This window comes from Anabaena azotica FACHB-119, from assembly GCF_014697625.1.
Classification (GTDB): Bacteria; Cyanobacteriota; Cyanobacteriia; order Cyanobacteriales; family Nostocaceae; genus Trichormus; species Trichormus azoticus_A.
This window is the reverse complement of the sequence record NZ_JACJSG010000046.1, coordinates 1-16,835: the sequence shown is the minus strand read 5'-3', so window position 1 is coordinate 16,835 and position 16,835 is coordinate 1. Positions and strand designations below refer to the sequence as shown.

Below are 16,835 nucleotides of genomic sequence, written 5' to 3'. Positions count from 1 at the left end.
AAAATTCAAAATTCAAAATGAAACAACTTAACCCCAGCTTGGGTTTAGAGCAAATGCAGTCGGAGATTACCGCCCTCAAGTCGCAAATTCAGGTGCTTGAGCAAGAACGTGCGACTTTGACTATTAATAATGATGTAATTGCTCCTGAAGATGATTCACCTTTGGCAATTGTGGAAGCTTACCGCCGTCAAGCTAGAGAAAACGCCCAGCTATCTGCTGAACTCAAAGGTATTGATGATGCGATCGCTGCTTTACAAACTCACTTACAGCATAAACAGGGTGAATTAGCTCGTTTGCCACAAAAATTAAGACAAATCAACCAACAGCAACAATTAGAGGAAGCTAAAAAAGTCGCTCAAGTCCACGCTGAACGCATCAATCAAATTGCAGGGGAACTAGCAACGGAAATCCGCCTACTCAAAGCTTGTGCTGATCACCTCAGTCCATTGTATTGGCAGATTTACTACAAACCTTTCATCACTGGCTTCAAAACCATCTCGGTTCCTTACGTCCGTTCAGATGGGGAAGTTTGGACTATTGTCAATCGCATAGTTTAGATCAGTGAACAGTTATCAGTGAACAGTTATCAGTGAACAGTTATCAAGGTGAAGAAGAGTCACTAATGCTGAGAACCAATTGCGGTAGGTTTCCACCCGGTATGAACTGCTAACTGGTAACTGCTAACTGGTAACTGATAACTGATAACTGATAACTGATAGATAACTTTTTGTAACGGTGGCTGGAGTCACCGTTTTTTGTTGACGTTACAAAACTTTATGTCTAGAATGGGCTGGCTAGTAAATTTCTTGGGTATTTATTCTGTTTTATGGTGATAATCGCAGAATTTATAAGTATAAATGCTTATCTATAACCAAAATTGATTTATTCAGAGATAAATAAAGTTTACAAAAGTAATAATTCCTTAATATAATGTAATTAAAAGCGAAAAGAAAAAAAGATTGTCAGAAGTGATGAATCCTATAGAATTTCCGTGGCTATCAGCCATAATTGCCTTACCCTTGGTGGCAGCCTTAGCCATCCCCATAATTCCAGACAAAGAAGGTAAAACAGTTCGTTGGTATGGTTTAGGAATTGCGATCGCTGATTTTGCCCTAATGATTTTCGCCTTTTGGCACAATTACGACTTCCAAAACTCCAGCTTCCAATTTGTAGAAAAATACGCTTGGGTTCCACAAATAGGATTGAATTGGTCTGTAGCAGTTGACGGTTTATCAATGCCCTTGGTATTGTTAACCGGCTTAATTAATACACTCGCAATCTTCGCGGCTTGGAAAGTAACCAACAAGCCGCGATTATTTTATGGGTTAATGCTGGCGATGTACAGCGCCCAGTTGGGTGTATTCCTTGCCCAAGACTTGCTGTTATTCTTCCTCATGTGGGAAATCGAACTAGTTCCCGTCTACCTGCTGATTTCCATCTGGGGAGGCCCCAAACGCCGCTATGCAGCCACCAAATTTATCCTTTATACTGCTGCTGCTTCTATATTTATTCTCATAGCCGGATTTGCCTTAGCATTCTCTGGTGATACAGTTACTTTTGATATAGCCGCTCTGGGAATGAAAGAATATCCCAAAGCCATCGAATTGTTAGCTTATGCAGGATTTTTAATTGCCTTTGGTGTAAAACTCCCAATTTTCCCTCTACACACCTGGCTACCTGATGCCCACGGTGAAGCCTCTGCCCCTGGTTCCATGATTTTGGCTGGTGTATTGCTGAAAATGGGTGGTTATGCCTTAATTCGCTTCAATATAGAAATGTTGCCTGATGCCCATGTTTACTTTGCACCAGTCTTAGCAATCTTGGGTGTAGTTAACATTGTTTACGGTGCTTGCTGTGCCTTTGCTCAAACCAACCTCAAACGCCGCCTAGCCTACTCCTCAATTGCTCACATGGGTTTTGTGCTAATTGGTTTAGCTTCCTACACAGAAATTGGTGTAAGTGGAGCTATGCTACAGATGGTATCCCACGGTTTGATTGCTGCTAGCTTGTTCTTCCTAACTGGTGTAACTTACGAACGTACCCACACCTTATTGATGGACAAAATGGGTGGTATCGGTAAAGTCATGCCCAAAACCTTCGCCCTGTATACAGCCGGCGCAATGGCTTCTCTAGCTTTACCTGGGATGAGTGGCTTTGTAGGTGAATTGATGGTGTTCCTGGGTATCGCTAGCAGTGACGTTTACAGTTCTAGCTTCAAGGTTGTAGTCGTCCTGCTGTCAGCAGTGGGTGTGATTCTCACTCCAATTTACTTACTATCTTTATTACGCCAAGTATTTTACGGCAAACAAAGCCCAGAGTTACATCTTGATGCTTTCATCCCTGATGTTAAACCTCGTGAATTGTTCATCACTGCTTCCCTGTTGCTTCCCATCATCGGTATCGGTTTGTATCCCAAGTTGATCACCCAAACTTATGATGTGAAAACTGTAGAAGTTGCCGCCCATGCCCGTCAAGTGTTACCAGTGGTTGCAGGACAACAACCATCAAGTTTGTACTCTCAGATTTTTAAAACACCAACTTTAGCTAATGCTCAAGTTGAAGGTTTAGTTAATATTGCAAAGTAAATATATCTCAGCAAGGGTGCTGAAAGTAAATGTAAATATGAGGGGAATTAGGGGTGGTTGTCAGACTACCCCTAAAATTTTATTCATAGCAGGTGACAGGGGATAGGGAACAGGCAATAAAAGCGGCTCAGGACTTACGCAACTGGCACTTGGGGTAAGGTGTGTCAGATGTAGAAAATCCTTGAATATGTACGAAATTATTGGGACTGAGAGGTCATTTATAAAGTAAATATTAAGTAGTGGCGTGGCAAGACTAAAGTAGTGCATTAATTAACCACAGAGGCACAGAGGCACAGAGATAAAAGAAAATTTTATTGCACTATTTTAAGCTTGCCACGCTACTGGCGCGACCGGACTAATTTTGTGCATTAGCTAACAATCTATCATCTTGTTCATCTGCGTTTATCTGCGTTCATCTGCGTTCAATTTTCCCCAAACCTATTGCCACATTTTAGTCCAGTCGCGCTACTACTACAATTTCAGATTTACTTTATAAATCATCTCTGACGTACCCTACAGTTACTTTGATTATGACACTTGCGTAAGTCCTAAATTAATTTGAATACTTAATAAGTATTGGCAATAATTAAGTTTGGTAAACCTCATTACCGTAAGCAACATTTATCTCATACAACCTCTACCTATTTTCTCAGTAATATTTCATGCTTTGCTTCCAATACATCGGCTTCTATTACGAATAAAAAGCGTTCGGAATTAGATTTAACTAATACTTATATACTAGCAGTTGATGATCACATTGTGCCAGTTGCGTAAGTCCTAAATTTGTTCGGCAGCCCAAAAAAAGTGTGATAGCTAATCACATTTTTCAATACAAAAGTATATTAATTACATTGCAACTTAGTTTACTAGACCTGAATTTACCTGAAATTTTCAAGTACTGAATTTAACTGAACTATCTGGTTTAATCATCCCACATACTATCAATAGGGAATGAAGCTAACTGGAACATAAGCTTGATCCGAAGTAAAAGCAAAATGTATCGAGCTAATATTCTCACGAAAACAGCAAAAAAAACAAGACTGAGACTTAGAGAAAAACAATTCTTACGGCTTGTTTTCCAGCTTGAATTGATTCAATAAATTGATTGAAGTAATCCTAATTGAAGAAGCAAACGAACATGACACGAAGCAAAACTATATTCCAATTACGTTCTGAAAATGGACAAGCTTTTGATGGTTCCACTAAAGGAATTACAATCAATACATCCGCAAACGTAGGAGTTTTAAACACTGGTTTTCGCTTTAATGGAGGAGCTTTAGATATAGCAAGAAATATTGCACTAGATAATCTACAAACTTTTACCATTGAGGCTACTATCGTACCAGAAAAAATTGCAGGCGATCGCAGAAATCTCATAGAGGCTCAAACTCCGGGACTAGCACTGTTTATTGATCCTACTGGGAAACTAGTTGGCTCAATCAATACAAGTGCAGGCTGGATCAGCGTGGATAGTGGCACAACACTCATTGAATCAGGGAAGACAGTAAGGTTACGATTTCTGCGATATGACAATGGGCAAACGGAACTGCAAATCAATGATACAACTGTTGGCTCAAAAGTCATTTCCGGTTCCATTGTCAATGCAGGCACAGGCGGTTTCAAAATTGGTACATGGGTCGATGGAAAACGAAATCCATTTATTGGGAGTGTAATTACACTAGATATCAAGGAAGGTACGGTAACGCCACATTTCCAGGCGCAACTGGCAATCAAAGCACAGCAAATTGCCACAGAATTTCAGCAAAAAACAGGTATAACACGCGTATCTGTCAGCCTAATTCCCGATGAAGGACGCTCACGACTACAACCAATTCGTGACATCATGAACGCAGCAGGTGTGAAAAAATTATCAGATTTAGCGTCCTTACAGATCGCGCAGCCAACAGTCATGACACCTGGAAAGGTCATAGTTGCGCCTATGAAAAGCAATTCACTTCAAACTGATTGGTCAAATTTGGCAAAAAGATTGGCAACTGCAAACGTGACTCAAAAACAAGAGGTAATCGCTACACTGCTGTCAAATCGAAACAGTGAAACAGTACTCAAGAAGATGCAGGTAAATGCAGGCACACAGACAAGGCTTGCACAGAAAGTAAACATTATGCCTGACTCTGAAGATCCTCATCCCCAAGCTCTCAACATCAGCAAATCCACTCTGTCAAATACCAACGCTCTCACTAATGGATTGATTACTGATAGCGGCCGCCTCTCAACGCTGGGCAATTCGATTACAACTGGTACGCAACTATCTGAGGAACAACGACGCGAAAGCCCTACACTAAGACAGCAATTGCAGACACCTATACTTGCGGAAATATTCGTAGGAGATGATAACAAACAGAGACTAGCGGACATAGTAGCATTAACTGAAATGCTTCAGAATGTCAATCCTACGCTTTGGCCCACCACTGCCAATCCAACAATGCAAGTTAAGTCTCTAACTACTATTCCAGTGGGTAGTGCAGTGATTATCGCTAGTATACTAGACTTAACAAACACAAAGCTCGTCATTGAGCCAACAGTAACAAAGTTATATATCATTGCCGAGGAAGTAATTTGCGGAGCAAATGCACAGATCACATGGCGACGACCCGGCGGAACTACACCAGCACGAGCAGATAACCCTGATTTAAACGGGCGTGGCTGGTCTGGCGTACACACTTTCTCCAATTCGCGGGATGGACTTCATGGAGAAGATGGCCGGACTGGAGACCCAGGGATTAATGGTGCGCGTGGTGCAGATGCTCCAGAACTAGAGATGTGGGTGAAACGCCTGACAGCAATACCAAATTTAGATATTAATGGAGAAGACGGACGTAAAGGCGGGCAAGGACAGCGTGGTGGTAAAGGTGGAAATGGCGCAGACGGACAACGGGGCGAACGTTTCTGGTTTTTTGGTTGGCACTGTACAGCAAGGCCTGGATATGGTGGGCATGGCGGCAATGGCGGTAGAGGTGGTGTCGGTGGACGTGGTGGCGATGGTGGCAGTGGTGGCAATATCACCATTGGTGTATTGGAAGGTACACTAGCTGCGACAGTAACTAATAAGAGTTTCAAAATTAAAAACCAGGGTGGACAAAAAGGATCTGGTGGTGATGGTGGCAAAGGCGGTGGACGTGGACGTGGTGGTCGCGCTGGAATTGGTGAAACTTGCAAGGATGCACAGGATGGGCGTGATGGTGGTGAAGGAGCGTCTGGTTCAAGTGGCATAGAAGGTATAAATAGAGGATTTGACGGTGAAATCCAGATGTTCGAGTTCAGTGAGGATGCTTGGGACGAGTTACTAACACGTCCTTGGATTTCTGAATTGGCACCAACTGAAGCATTTCCAGGTGACAAGCTAACAATTCGTGGTAGCAAATTTGTATCAAGCGATCGCTTGTTGTTAGGAACAGTAACACTAGTACCGACAATCAATGCTGACGAGAGTATTTCTGTAACGATTCCAATCAACACTGGTGGTGGGGCTAAATCAGTCATCATCCGACGGGCTGATGGCACACAAAGCAATCAGTTGAACGTAGGCATTAAGCCACAAATAACTGCACTGCCAAATACACTCAGTCCTGGCGTTAAGGTGGATGTAACAGGTAAAGCTTTCTTAACAGGAGCAGGTATTTTAATTGACGGTGTGGTAGTACCAGCGACTTTCAATAGCAGCCAATCACTGACGTTCACAATGCCAAATACAGGCGGTACAGGTTCAGATGGTGGGTCGGTAAGTGTGCAAGTTCGTAATCCAGACGGACGGGTTAGTAATCCACGTATAGCCATGAAGCCAAAAATCCTAGAAATCCCCTTCCGCTACGGAGTACATAACCTGAAGTTTGGTAATTTTGATGATGGTAAACCCAGTTGGAAGACATTCGAGGATACTTTTGGGACAGCAGAAGTTTGGCATGAATCACTAGACCCTGTTTTTGGCCATCCACTTCTGACTGCTGCTTACTACAAGTTCTATGAACATTTCCTCATCGGCGAGACCAACAGTGGATTAGCAACAGGCTTTTGCACATCCCTTGCTAGTCTGGTAGCAGACAAATTTTGGAAGGGGGAAACAGATGCAACCACCGTTACCAAAGAAGGAATGATCAAATTTTTTACAGCAATACATGGTAGGTTACTCAGCCGCGAAAGTTTGATCCATTTCCATGACCAAGGACGTGAAGGTGTTCAGCGTGTAGAACTGACAGCGCGAGAAATCGAATCGACATTCCTACGTGGATGCGATCGCCAGAATGCTCCTTTACTTTTCTTTATTCCTTCCGGTGAAGTGTGGGATGCTGGCTACATTGATAAACTCGGCGCTTCACACTGTGTAATGCCCTACAAATTTGAGTATCCAGCTTCTCATCCGGGGCCAAAACTTTCTCCAGATGGCAGCACAACAATCTCAGATTTAGATGGGGTGAAAATGTTCGTGTGGGATTGTAACCGGCCAGACAAGGCAAATTGCCGATTAGAGTTTAAACAAGAAGGCAGTGTGTTACATTTCAGCTACTTTAGAGAGCAAGAAACTTCCCCACAGTTCTCCTCAAAAGACGGAATCACCTTGGGCATGATGACAAATGGCAATTATCTGCTAGCAGATCACAGCCTGCCCTTTAGTGGGCCACTGGGATTGACAAGGTTTGTGCTTGACTTCCTATTATCACCTGCTGATCTTCAAATAACTGACGGTCTTGGTCTGAGAACAGGCAATTTTGGCGGGCAGCTTCTCTCACAGATTCCAGACAGTCATCCATGTTATCTTGTGCCAGGTATGTATTTGCTACCAGATAAGACACCACTAATTCGGAGGATTACGGGTACAGGGAATGGTACATATACCTTTAACTCAATCACCCCAAGTGGTGCATCAATCGTTTTAGAGGATGTACAGACTGCACCAGGACAAGAAGATGTATTTGCAACGAACAATGATGCTACTCAGATCCGGTTCAGCCCTGGTAGTACCAAGACTTTCAATCTCACAATCGCACGTAAGGTCGATCAGCAATTCAGAGCTATAGCAGTGCGCGGTATGGCAGGCGCTCCTGGTGAAGAGGTAGACATCACATTATCGCCTGAGCTTTCGCTGTTGCGTGTGGGGAATCGTGGTGCAGCACGTTCACTAGAGGTGCGAGCATTCTCAGTTAACGAAGCCACAAAAATACCTGTGAACAAGAAATTTGCGGGTGTAAACCTACCGTTAAAACATGATTTATTGGTCACAGTACCTAATTGGGATACGTTGGAAATGAATGTAGAAGCTCTCAGCTTCAGCTAATACTTTTTCCGCAATATTTCTTCTTATCTGTAACCCATAAATAATTCTTTGTTTAACAGAATTATTTATGGGTTATTGCTATTATCTTTTATAAAAATCATGTCTGATTAGTGAAAATAAAAACCTATGATAATGATGTTGTGGATTGGGAACTACCAGATGTGGAAGTTTGAGTAGATGAGCGCAAAAAGATTTGCGTTATGTAAACTTCACCTTTGCTGTTGGTAGCCACACCCACACCTGTAAGGTTGTAATTACCGCGAATGTTTTTGAGATGTCCTGAACTTGACAACCAGCCTTGCACCGCTTGGGTAGCTGGGTCGCTATAGCCGCTATTGGTCGCCACATTTTCCGCCGCCGCTTGGTAGGGAATAGCGATCGCCGCAATTCGTTGTGCAAAACCATCATGACTAAATTTAACTTTACCATGAGCCATATTTTGACTATGAATTCTAGCTTGGTCATCTATAGCTGGATTGCGAGTTAAGGCTGGTAAACTTTGGGAAGTGCGAAATTTGTTAATTTGCTTAAACACAGAGGCTTCTACAGATGTGGTATTGATTGTAGATGTTGTGGGTTGGGAGCTACCAGATGTGGTAGTTTGAGTAGATGAGCGCAAAAAGATTTGTGTTATGTAAACTTCACCTTTGCTGTTGGTAGCCACACCCACACCTGTGAGGTTGTAATTATCTCGAATGTTTTTGAGATGTCCTGAACTTGACAACCAGCCTTGGACTGCTTGGGTAGCTGGGTCGCTATAGCCGCTATTGGTCGCCACATTTTCCGCCGCCGCTTGGTAGGGAATAGCGATCGCCGCAATTCGTTGTGCAAAACCATCATGACCAAATGGCCTTGTACCATTAGCCATATTTTGACTATGGACTCTGGCTTGATTGTCCATTGCTGTATTCCGGGTTAAGGCTGGTAAACCTTGGGAAGTGCGGAATTTATTAATTTGCTCAAAAACAGACGCTTCCAAAGTTGCGAAAAAAATATAGTATTAGCTTATTATTCCCCCTTTAAACGCCAATTTACCGAAAAACTGGGTTTAAAGCCCCGCCCTTCTAGGGCGGCTTTTGTGGTAGTATAACTAATAGCGGTAAAGCGCACAAATAAAAGACGAAGTAGGTCAAGCGGACTGCTCCTGATCCGGAAAGACAGGTAGTATAAATCCGCGCATCTTGTACCGCCACTTGCTTTATGCCGGGAAACCCGTCCAACGCAGTGGCTGACAAATGTGGGAGTAAACGCAGAAATTAAAAACCTTTTCAAACGCGGTCGGGCAGTCCGTGTGAGCTTGTGGACGTATCCAAACGGAGAAAGTTGAATACTAGTATTCAGATTTCTAGAGAGGACGGATGAAGCAAGAATCCTCCCTCCGGGACGCTAACGCGAACGTCTCTTTAGAGCGAGGAGTGTCAAAGAGTTTGCCTTTGGTTAACTAAATAGCCGCAGAATAGGCTTCATCTACTTTCAAGGTTGTACCTGTGATGAATTTGGCATCATCGGAAATTAAAAAAGCGACTGTTTTAGCAAACTCTTTGTAGGTAGCAGGACGGCCAAGCATCATATCTGAGGGTACATTCCAACCCTCTAATTCTGCCATTGAATCGGCAACGAAAAAAGGCGCGACGCAAACCATGCGAATTTTATCTGCTTTGTAACGTTTGGCATAAAGTTTTGTAAAGCCTTCCATTGCAGCGCGTAACGTCCCGCTAAAGGGTGTCCCTAAACTGGGTTCTTGGGAGTCACTAGCAGAAATGTTAACAATGACACCTCCACCTGAATTTTGCATTGCTGGTGTCACTAGTCTGGCGATACGGACTAAGCTTAAAAATAGCATTTCAAAGTTTTCTAGCCACATTTCATCAGAAATGTCTAGTAAATCAGGACGTGGTGGATCACCAAAACTATTGACTACCGCATCAATGCGACCAAATTTATTTAATGTAGATTCTACCAATGTTTGTAGGTCATAGGGGTTTGTCATCGAGCCTTGAATGGCAGTACCCCCTAATTCTGCAGCTAAATCTAAAACTTCAGGCGATCGCGCCATTAATGCCACATTATAACCCTTTGCCGCTAACTCTCTGGCACAACCCGCACCAATCCCCCGGCTAGCAGCCGTGATTATTGCTACTTTTGCTGAAGTCATAATCTTGATCAACTTGATTTGTTAGTGCGTAATTGTCCACAAGCCGCATCAGCTTCTAAACCACGGGAATAACGCACACTTACAGCAATATTTTGTTGCTTCAGCACCTTCACAAATGCTTCAATGCGATCGCGGCTAGGGCGTTTATAGTCAACTTCCACGATAGGATTATATGGAATCAAATTAACGTGACATTGAAAGCCCCGCAGACGCTTGGACAATTCTAGGGCTTGTTCTGGTAAATCATTCACACCAGCCAGCAAGATATATTCAAAAGAAATTCGCCGTCCCGTGATGGCTACATATTCTCGACATTCAGCTAGCAAATCTTCGATGGGATAGGGGCGGGCGCTGGGAATAATTTGTTCGCGGAGTGCTTGGTTAGGGGCGTGGAGACTGACAGCTAAGGTAACTTGGAGATGGTGTTCGGCTAATTGACGAATGCGATCGCGTATCCCTACAGTAGATATGGTAAGCGATCGCTGTCCAATACCCACATCTTGATTCAAGCTTTTAACCGCACTTAAGACATTATCTGTATTTAACAACGGTTCACCCATGCCCATAAACACAACATGACTCACCCGTTGTTGAAAATCTTCTTGAACAGTTAACACCTGATCAACAATTTCATGTCTTTCTAAGTTACGTTTGTAACCACCCTTACCAGTAGCGCAGAAATCGCAAGCCATTGGACAACCCACTTGGGTAGACACGCAGACAGTCAACCGTTTATCACTGGGAATACCAACGGTTTCCACAATTTGACCGTCGCCCAATTGTAGGAGATATTTTACAGTGCCATCTCTTGCAACAGAACGGTAGTGAATTGTCGAACGTCCAATAGGAACATCCGCCACAGTCGCCCGCCATTGTTTAGAGAATACAGAAATATCAGCGAGCGATCGCACTCCCTTATGATAAATCCAATCATGCAGTTGCTTACCCCGATAAGCAGGCTGTCCTTGCTGCTGCACCCATGCGGTTAACTCCGCCACCGAAGCACCTAATAAGGGAGGTAAGGCTGTTGTTTCTGAGATAGGTAACTGGAGAGGAGACGCAAGAGGTGTAGCAGACATAAAAAATCACAAATTTGTGCTGGATCTCTATTGTAAGGCTGGGGATTGGGGATTGGGGACTGGGGATTGGGAGATGAGGGAGATGAGGGAGTGGGGGGAGCAGAGGAGAACAACTGATAACTGATAACTGATAACTGTCACCTGTCACCTGTCAACTGTCCATTAACCAAAAGTCGTACCATTCCAGCCCCACATTGCACCCTTAGCCTCAGCAAACTCTATATAAATTCTATTTTTGGGTACGCCTAGAGTTTGATTAATTTGTTGGCAAAAATCTTGACTCATTGCCTCAGTTTGGTCTGATTTCATTGTACCAATGCTCTTGATTTCTATATAGCAAACGGGGTCTGTAGTGCCAGCAAATGTCATAGGCACTTCTGCCTCTAAAGCCGTCATGACATAAGATTCTGGCTTTCCTAAATGTTTAGCTAATTTAGCTGAGAGATTTTTTAACATTGCCTCAGCTTGAGTTTTTTCAGGCGCAGATACAGAAGTTTGTATTTTAATTAAAGGCATAATATCAATTCAAAATTCGCTCATTCAAAATTCAAAATTAGCACTGTGTTAATATTATCTAATTTAACAGTACAAAGCATAACTTCAGCGTAAGTAAAATTTCCCAGTCCCCAATACCCAGTCCCCAGTCCCTAATCTCTCGCCCCACGGAACAAATGATTATGCTCAGGATGATATAAGCGCGATCGCCCACTGATTGACGATAATGCAGGGCTAATCACATATAATGTGGTGCGAATGAGATTTTCTTGCCCAGTACAGTCTGCCATCTCTTGGAGCGGAACCACAAGGATTTTTTCATCTGGCCAGCCGATGCGAAAGCATATGGCTACGGGTGTGTCTGCGGGATAATGTTCTAGTAATTTCGCTTGAGCATTTTCCACATGACGCGCACTTAGATATAGGCATAAACTAGCCTGATGTGCTGCAAGGGAAGCTAATTCTTCTGTTGCTGGGACTTCTGTACGTCCGCTAATGCGGGAGAGGATGATAGTCTGCACCAAACCAGGGACAGTTAGTTCAACTTTCAGTTTAGCGGCTGCGGCTTGGAAAGCACTGATACCTGGGACGACTTCAAAAGGAATGTTGGCTTGATGCAGGAGTTGCATTTGCTCATGAATAGCGCTGTAGAGACTGGGATCACCTGAATGAAGACGGACGACAATTTTTTGCGATCGCGCCCTGTCAATCATCAAAGGCATAATTTCCTCTAAAGTTTTGTTAGCAGTCTGAACAATTTCCGCATCCTTTCGGCACAATTGCAAAAGCTGTTCCGGTATTAGCGAATCAGCGAATAAAATCACATCTGCCACAGACAGTAATTTTTGGGCTTTAACAGTTAGTAACTCAGGGTCTCCAGGCCCAGCCCCTACAATATACACTGCGGAATTTAGCTTATTTAAATGATTTTCCATACAAAAAATTATAAATAAATTCAGTAATTACCTTTAGGTATATAAACCTCAAAAAAATTTTTGAGAAATTGTTCAGTATCTTTCCGGATTCACTCTCTAGGCATAGTAGAGAGTAGTGGTAGATGCACCCTGGTTAAGCCCTAGAGATTACTCTGGGGCATTTTTTATTTTTAGTCATTAGTTTTTCTCCCCTACTCCCTGTTCCCCTCCAGGGAGGGGTTAGGGGTGGGTTTCTCCCTCATCTCCCCCCACTCCCTACTCCCCAGTATCCTTCACGGGAGAAACAACATCAGGTAGAGGGCGTTTGCGAACGTAAAGCCAAGCTAGTCCAGCTAATCCTAGAGCAATACCTGTAAGGCTGACAACTTGTGCAATTCGCAATGGCCCCAGCATTAAGCTATCGGTACGAAGACCTTCAATCCATAAACGTCCTAAACTGTAGGTGGCGAGGTAAACCATAAATAATGTACCTATTCGCAAGCGTGGTTTCCCAGCTAAACTACGAAAGAATAAAGTGATTAGCAAAGCAAATACCATTAAATCCCATATAGATTCATAAAGGAAGGTGGGATGAAAGTATTCAAAATTTGCTAACTCTGGCGGACGGCGTTCTATGGGAATGTAGAGCTTCCAAGGTAGATTTGTAGGACGACCAAAAGCTTCTGAGTTAAAGAAATTACCCCAACGCCCGATCGCCTGCCCTAAAATCAAGGAAGGGGCTACTAAATCTGTTAATTGCCAAAAAGAAACTCGCTTGAGTTTGGCAAAGATTAACGCCGCCAAAGTCCCACCAATAATAGCTCCGTGAATGGCAATTCCCCCTTGCCAAATGGCAATTATCCGTTCTGGATGCTGGGCATATTCTGACCACTCAAACAAGACATAATAAATTCGAGCGGCGGGAATTGCGCCTATCACCAGCCAAATCGACAAATCACTGAGTAAATCGGGATTAACGTTGCGGCGCTTTGCTAAGTATTGCGAAAGGCTAACACCAATTAGCACAGCCGAGGCAATCAATAAGCCATACCAACGAATAGTAATAGGGCCTATTTCCACCACAACTGGCCCCGGAGAAGTAAATAGAAATGCCATAGGCAAAGTGCAAATATCCAGTGTCATATAAAATTACCTAAGTTGTTATTAGTCATTAGTCAACAGTCCATAGTCCATAGTCCATAGTCCATAGTCCATAGTCAACAGTTAATTTATTACTTTCCCCCTTCCCCTTTCCCCCTTCCCCTTTCCAGATATAATCACTTCAATAACTTTGATACATATACGATTGTGATTGCCATTTATCCTGGTAGTTTTGATCCGATCACTTTAGGACACCTCGATATTATTCAGCGTGGTAGTCGTCTGTTTGAACGGGTAATTGTTGCTGTATTGCGAAATCCTAATAAAGTACCATTATTTAGCGTACAGGAACGCCTAGAACAGATTCGCATTGCGACTAAGCATTTACCTAATGTGGAAGCAGATGCTTTTGATGGCTTGACCGTAAACTACGCTCAACAGCGACAAGCACAGGTTTTATTACGGGGTTTACGGGCAATTTCTGATTTTGAAGTTGAGCTACAGATGGCTCACACTAATAAAACACTTTCTACACAAATTGAGACAGTTTTTTTAGCAACATCAAATGAGTATAGTTTTTTAAGTAGTAGTGTGGTAAAAGAGATCGCAAGATTTGGTGGTTCCGTCGATCATCTTGTCCCCCCACACATAGTTTTAGATATATACAAATGCTACAATCACAACTATCCAACGGCGAATCTAATGACAACCCCGACAACTACTCCCTCTCTCCAGAGTATGGCAACGGAGGCCCCCCTGGAGAACCTCCCAGACCAGGAAGTGTAGATATTCAGCAGGAACTTGACCGCTTAGAGGAGATTATTCTCTCTAGCTTTCGCATCCCTTTAACGGGACGGACACTTGTAGATGAAGAAAAGTTATTAGAACAGCTAGATTTTATCAGAGTTTCTTTGCCTTCGGTGTTTCAAGAAGCAGCTGCTATTTTGGAACAGAAGCAAGAAATTTTGTTGGAAGCGGAAGAATATGGTCAGCAGTTGGTTGATGCAGCTCAAGCCAAAAGAGCGCAAATTCTGGCAGAAAGCGATATTGTTAGGCAGGCAAAGCAAGAAGCTGACCAATTACGCCGCGCTTGTCAGCAAGAGTGTGAGGAAATGATGCAGGAAACTCTCACGGAAATTGACCGCAAACGCCGCGCTTGTCAGCAAGAGTGTGAGGAAATGCGACAAACTGCGATCGCCCAAGCTCAAGAAATTGAAGGTGGTGCTGATGAATATGCTGATCATGTTCTGGAAGGGATCGAACAAGACCTTAAAGATATGTTAAGAATTATTACAAATGGACGGCAACAATTAAGAAGTGATAGTCAAGCACAACGTAATTCTCATTCTCAGAAAAAGAAGTAAAAGTTTATCAGTAGGTAGATGCAAATAAAGTTCATGGGTATGGCTTACTATTAGGCGTAAATAGAAGGTTCGTGTCACCAAGTGCAACCTATGGCTATAAACCTTATACAACAACAGTTACAGAGATTGATACCAGATTTAAGCGTGAGCGTAAAAAGATAAGTTGCACAAATACTTTTTCTAGCGCAGAGACAGTAAGAAAACTTTGCCTAAATGTTATACTACTAAATGTAGTATAAAATATGCTGCGCTAATTACTGGCAGTTATATATAAACGATTCTCTAAAGACAAATGACGCTCCAAAATCACCCTGGTTATTTAGGCTTAACTTCTCAAGGAGTTATTGCTATTCATACAGATTGGCCAATTTACCCTGAAGAACATGGGGCAAATCTTGCTCTTCTTTGGTTGACAGTTTTTAAACCTAATACTGTTTTCAAATGTATCTCTGATATAGACCGTTGCTGTCTTTTCGTCGCAGAGGTTAATAAAACTAATTTAGCTAAACCATTTGATATCAACAATTTTCATTTAGCTGTATGGCACGAAGATATCCTGTGTTTAGCCGAAAAAGGCTTTATTACAGGAGTCTCAGCAATTACCGAACGCAGATGGTACGAAATTGAGTATTCAAAACTGCCGAAACCGGCATATTACCGTGGTGATGATGACCAATTGATCCAAATAAATTTTTTAGAAAATTTAGATGAGTATGATGATGAAGTAGACGCTTGTCCGGAATTTAGTGAAACAGGCATTACTGTCACAAACAAAGGATGGAAATATATTACAGAGTTTCTGAGTCAAGAGCCATTGAACTTTAGTGCAACTTTAGGAGAAAGAGTAACAAAACTATTTGATTTGGAATACTACGATACGTCAGTTCGAGAAGCTTGTATAGGTCTTGAGGTTCGTATTAAAAAATATTTGGGTAGTCAGACATATGGGTATAAGTTAGTAGAAGAGTATATTTCTCAGATACGAACCAAAGGTAGCTTCATTGAAAGCTTCATTAAAACTTTCAGGGGTGAACTTCGCTCAGTTTTCAACTTTATTCGTAATGATTTTATGCACAATTTTATTGATATTAATCGTACTCAAGCTAACTCAATTCTTATTCGTGTTTCACGAGTTACAGAGGTTATGAATAGTTTAGAAAGCTTAATCAATAGCTAACAATCCGGCGTAGATATAGCGTAGCTGACACAGGGGCAAACTAAACCGTATAGTTTTAATTCTCTGCTAGTGTTCAAGGCAACTAAGCCACACCCATGCCCGCGAAGAGATACTATGATAATTCTGTCTAGAAAGAGGGGTTAGTTTAACTCAGCATTCTGAACGCACCTACAGAGGTAATGCACGAGATGCAATCATGTCGCTGATTACTTAAATTACTTCTATTCCCTTTTTGAGCTAAAAAACAACATCATTACATAGGTTTAGAGCATTACATCTCCGCGTTCTTGCTAGTTACTGCTCGACCCTATCATCAGCCTCAGAGCTTGAAAAAAATTAAATTGAACTACTTGAATTTTACGTAAATCAGTTAATTTATCACCCCAAAAAAATGTAAAATTTAAATATTGTTGAATTAAGAATTTTCTAATGATATTTATGAAAATTATTGAACTTTTACCTACCTACGAGCAAGTTGATGTTTATCCAAAATATCGCACTTATACATGGGTAAATCCTCGCTCAGATCGTGAATGGGACTATGATTTTGATTTACATATATCCCTCTTCTGTCACTTTCCGAAATAAGCAAGTAGTAAATAACTGAAATTAGCCAGAAGAGAAAAAAGGTTTAAATTGGTTCATGGTAGAAATTAGGTGATTAAATCCAAGCAA

Annotated in this window: 13 protein-coding genes and 1 pseudogene; 6 read left to right on the top strand and 8 right to left on the bottom strand. The window is 42.2% G+C overall.

What is annotated here, in order from left to right; translation table 11 throughout:
* The first annotated feature begins 17 nt into the window (after positions 1-17).
* From H6G83_RS26780 to H6G83_RS36065, 3 genes are all read left to right on the top strand, one after another.
* Positions 18-557 (top strand): hypothetical protein, encoded by a 540-nt coding sequence (locus H6G83_RS26780; protein WP_190477700.1) that lies wholly within the window; start codon positions 18-20, stop codon positions 555-557.
* Between the two features lie 414 nt (positions 558-971).
* On the top strand, positions 972-2,585 hold the full coding sequence (locus tag H6G83_RS26775; protein WP_190477698.1) for an NAD(P)H-quinone oxidoreductase subunit 4: 1,614 nt from the start codon (positions 972-974) through the stop codon (positions 2,583-2,585).
* 1,138 nt (positions 2,586-3,723) lie between these two features.
* Positions 3,724-7,875, top strand: a complete 4,152-nt coding sequence (locus H6G83_RS36065) for a hypothetical protein (RefSeq protein WP_190477695.1) — start codon at positions 3,724-3,726, stop codon at positions 7,873-7,875.
* Positions 7,876-7,999: 124 nt separating this feature from the next.
* On the opposite strand, the gene H6G83_RS36550 is transcribed toward H6G83_RS36065, so the two are convergent.
* From H6G83_RS36550 to lgt, 8 genes and pseudogenes are all read right to left on the bottom strand, one after another.
* Positions 8,000-8,494, bottom strand: coding sequence for a CAP domain-containing protein (locus H6G83_RS36550; protein WP_242044846.1), 495 nt, complete (start codon positions 8,492-8,494; stop codon positions 8,000-8,002).
* Positions 8,486-8,854, bottom strand: a pseudogene (locus tag H6G83_RS36545) (CAP domain-containing protein); the annotation flags it as partial. The pseudogene H6G83_RS36545 and the gene H6G83_RS36550, both read right to left, overlap by 9 nt.
* A 29-nt stretch (positions 8,855-8,883) precedes the next feature.
* Positions 8,884-9,147, bottom strand: a complete 264-nt coding sequence (locus H6G83_RS26760; RefSeq protein WP_190477691.1) for a hypothetical protein — start codon at positions 9,145-9,147, stop codon at positions 8,884-8,886.
* Between the two features lie 169 nt (positions 9,148-9,316).
* Positions 9,317-10,030 carry an SDR family oxidoreductase gene (locus H6G83_RS26755; protein WP_190477689.1) on the bottom strand — a complete coding sequence of 238 codons (714 nt, stop codon included), beginning with the start codon at positions 10,028-10,030 and terminating at the stop codon, positions 9,317-9,319.
* 8 nt (positions 10,031-10,038) lie between these two features.
* A complete protein-coding gene (rlmN, locus tag H6G83_RS26750) occupies positions 10,039-11,109 on the bottom strand; it encodes a 23S rRNA (adenine(2503)-C(2))-methyltransferase RlmN (RefSeq protein ID WP_190477687.1) in 1,071 nt (356 codons plus the stop codon).
* A gap of 162 nt (positions 11,110-11,271) precedes the next feature.
* Positions 11,272-11,625, bottom strand: a complete 354-nt coding sequence (locus tag H6G83_RS26745; RefSeq protein WP_190477685.1) for a phenylpyruvate tautomerase MIF-related protein — start codon at positions 11,623-11,625, stop codon at positions 11,272-11,274.
* Between the two features lie 131 nt (positions 11,626-11,756).
* Entirely contained in the window at positions 11,757-12,539 is a 783-nt protein-coding gene (cobM, locus tag H6G83_RS26740; protein WP_190477684.1) for a precorrin-4 C(11)-methyltransferase, read from the bottom strand.
* Between the two features lie 255 nt (positions 12,540-12,794).
* Positions 12,795-13,661 (bottom strand): prolipoprotein diacylglyceryl transferase, encoded by an 867-nt coding sequence (gene lgt, locus H6G83_RS26735; protein ID WP_190477682.1) that lies wholly within the window; start codon positions 13,659-13,661, stop codon positions 12,795-12,797.
* A gap of 165 nt (positions 13,662-13,826) precedes the next feature.
* On the opposite strand from lgt, the gene coaD reads away from it, so the two are divergent.
* The 3 genes from coaD (at position 13,827) to H6G83_RS26720 (ending at position 16,160) form a co-directional block, all read left to right on the top strand.
* Entirely contained in the window at positions 13,827-14,405 is a 579-nt protein-coding gene (gene coaD / locus H6G83_RS26730) for a pantetheine-phosphate adenylyltransferase (RefSeq protein ID WP_190477681.1), read from the top strand.
* Positions 14,288-14,983 (top strand): ATP synthase subunit B family protein, encoded by a 696-nt coding sequence (locus H6G83_RS26725; protein WP_190477679.1) that lies wholly within the window; start codon positions 14,288-14,290, stop codon positions 14,981-14,983. The genes coaD and H6G83_RS26725 overlap by 118 nt, the downstream gene beginning before the upstream one ends.
* 292 nt (positions 14,984-15,275) lie before the next feature.
* On the top strand, positions 15,276-16,160 hold the full coding sequence (locus tag H6G83_RS26720) for a TIGR02391 family protein (RefSeq protein WP_190477677.1): 885 nt from the start codon (positions 15,276-15,278) through the stop codon (positions 16,158-16,160).
* Positions 16,161-16,835: the final 675 nt, after the last annotated feature.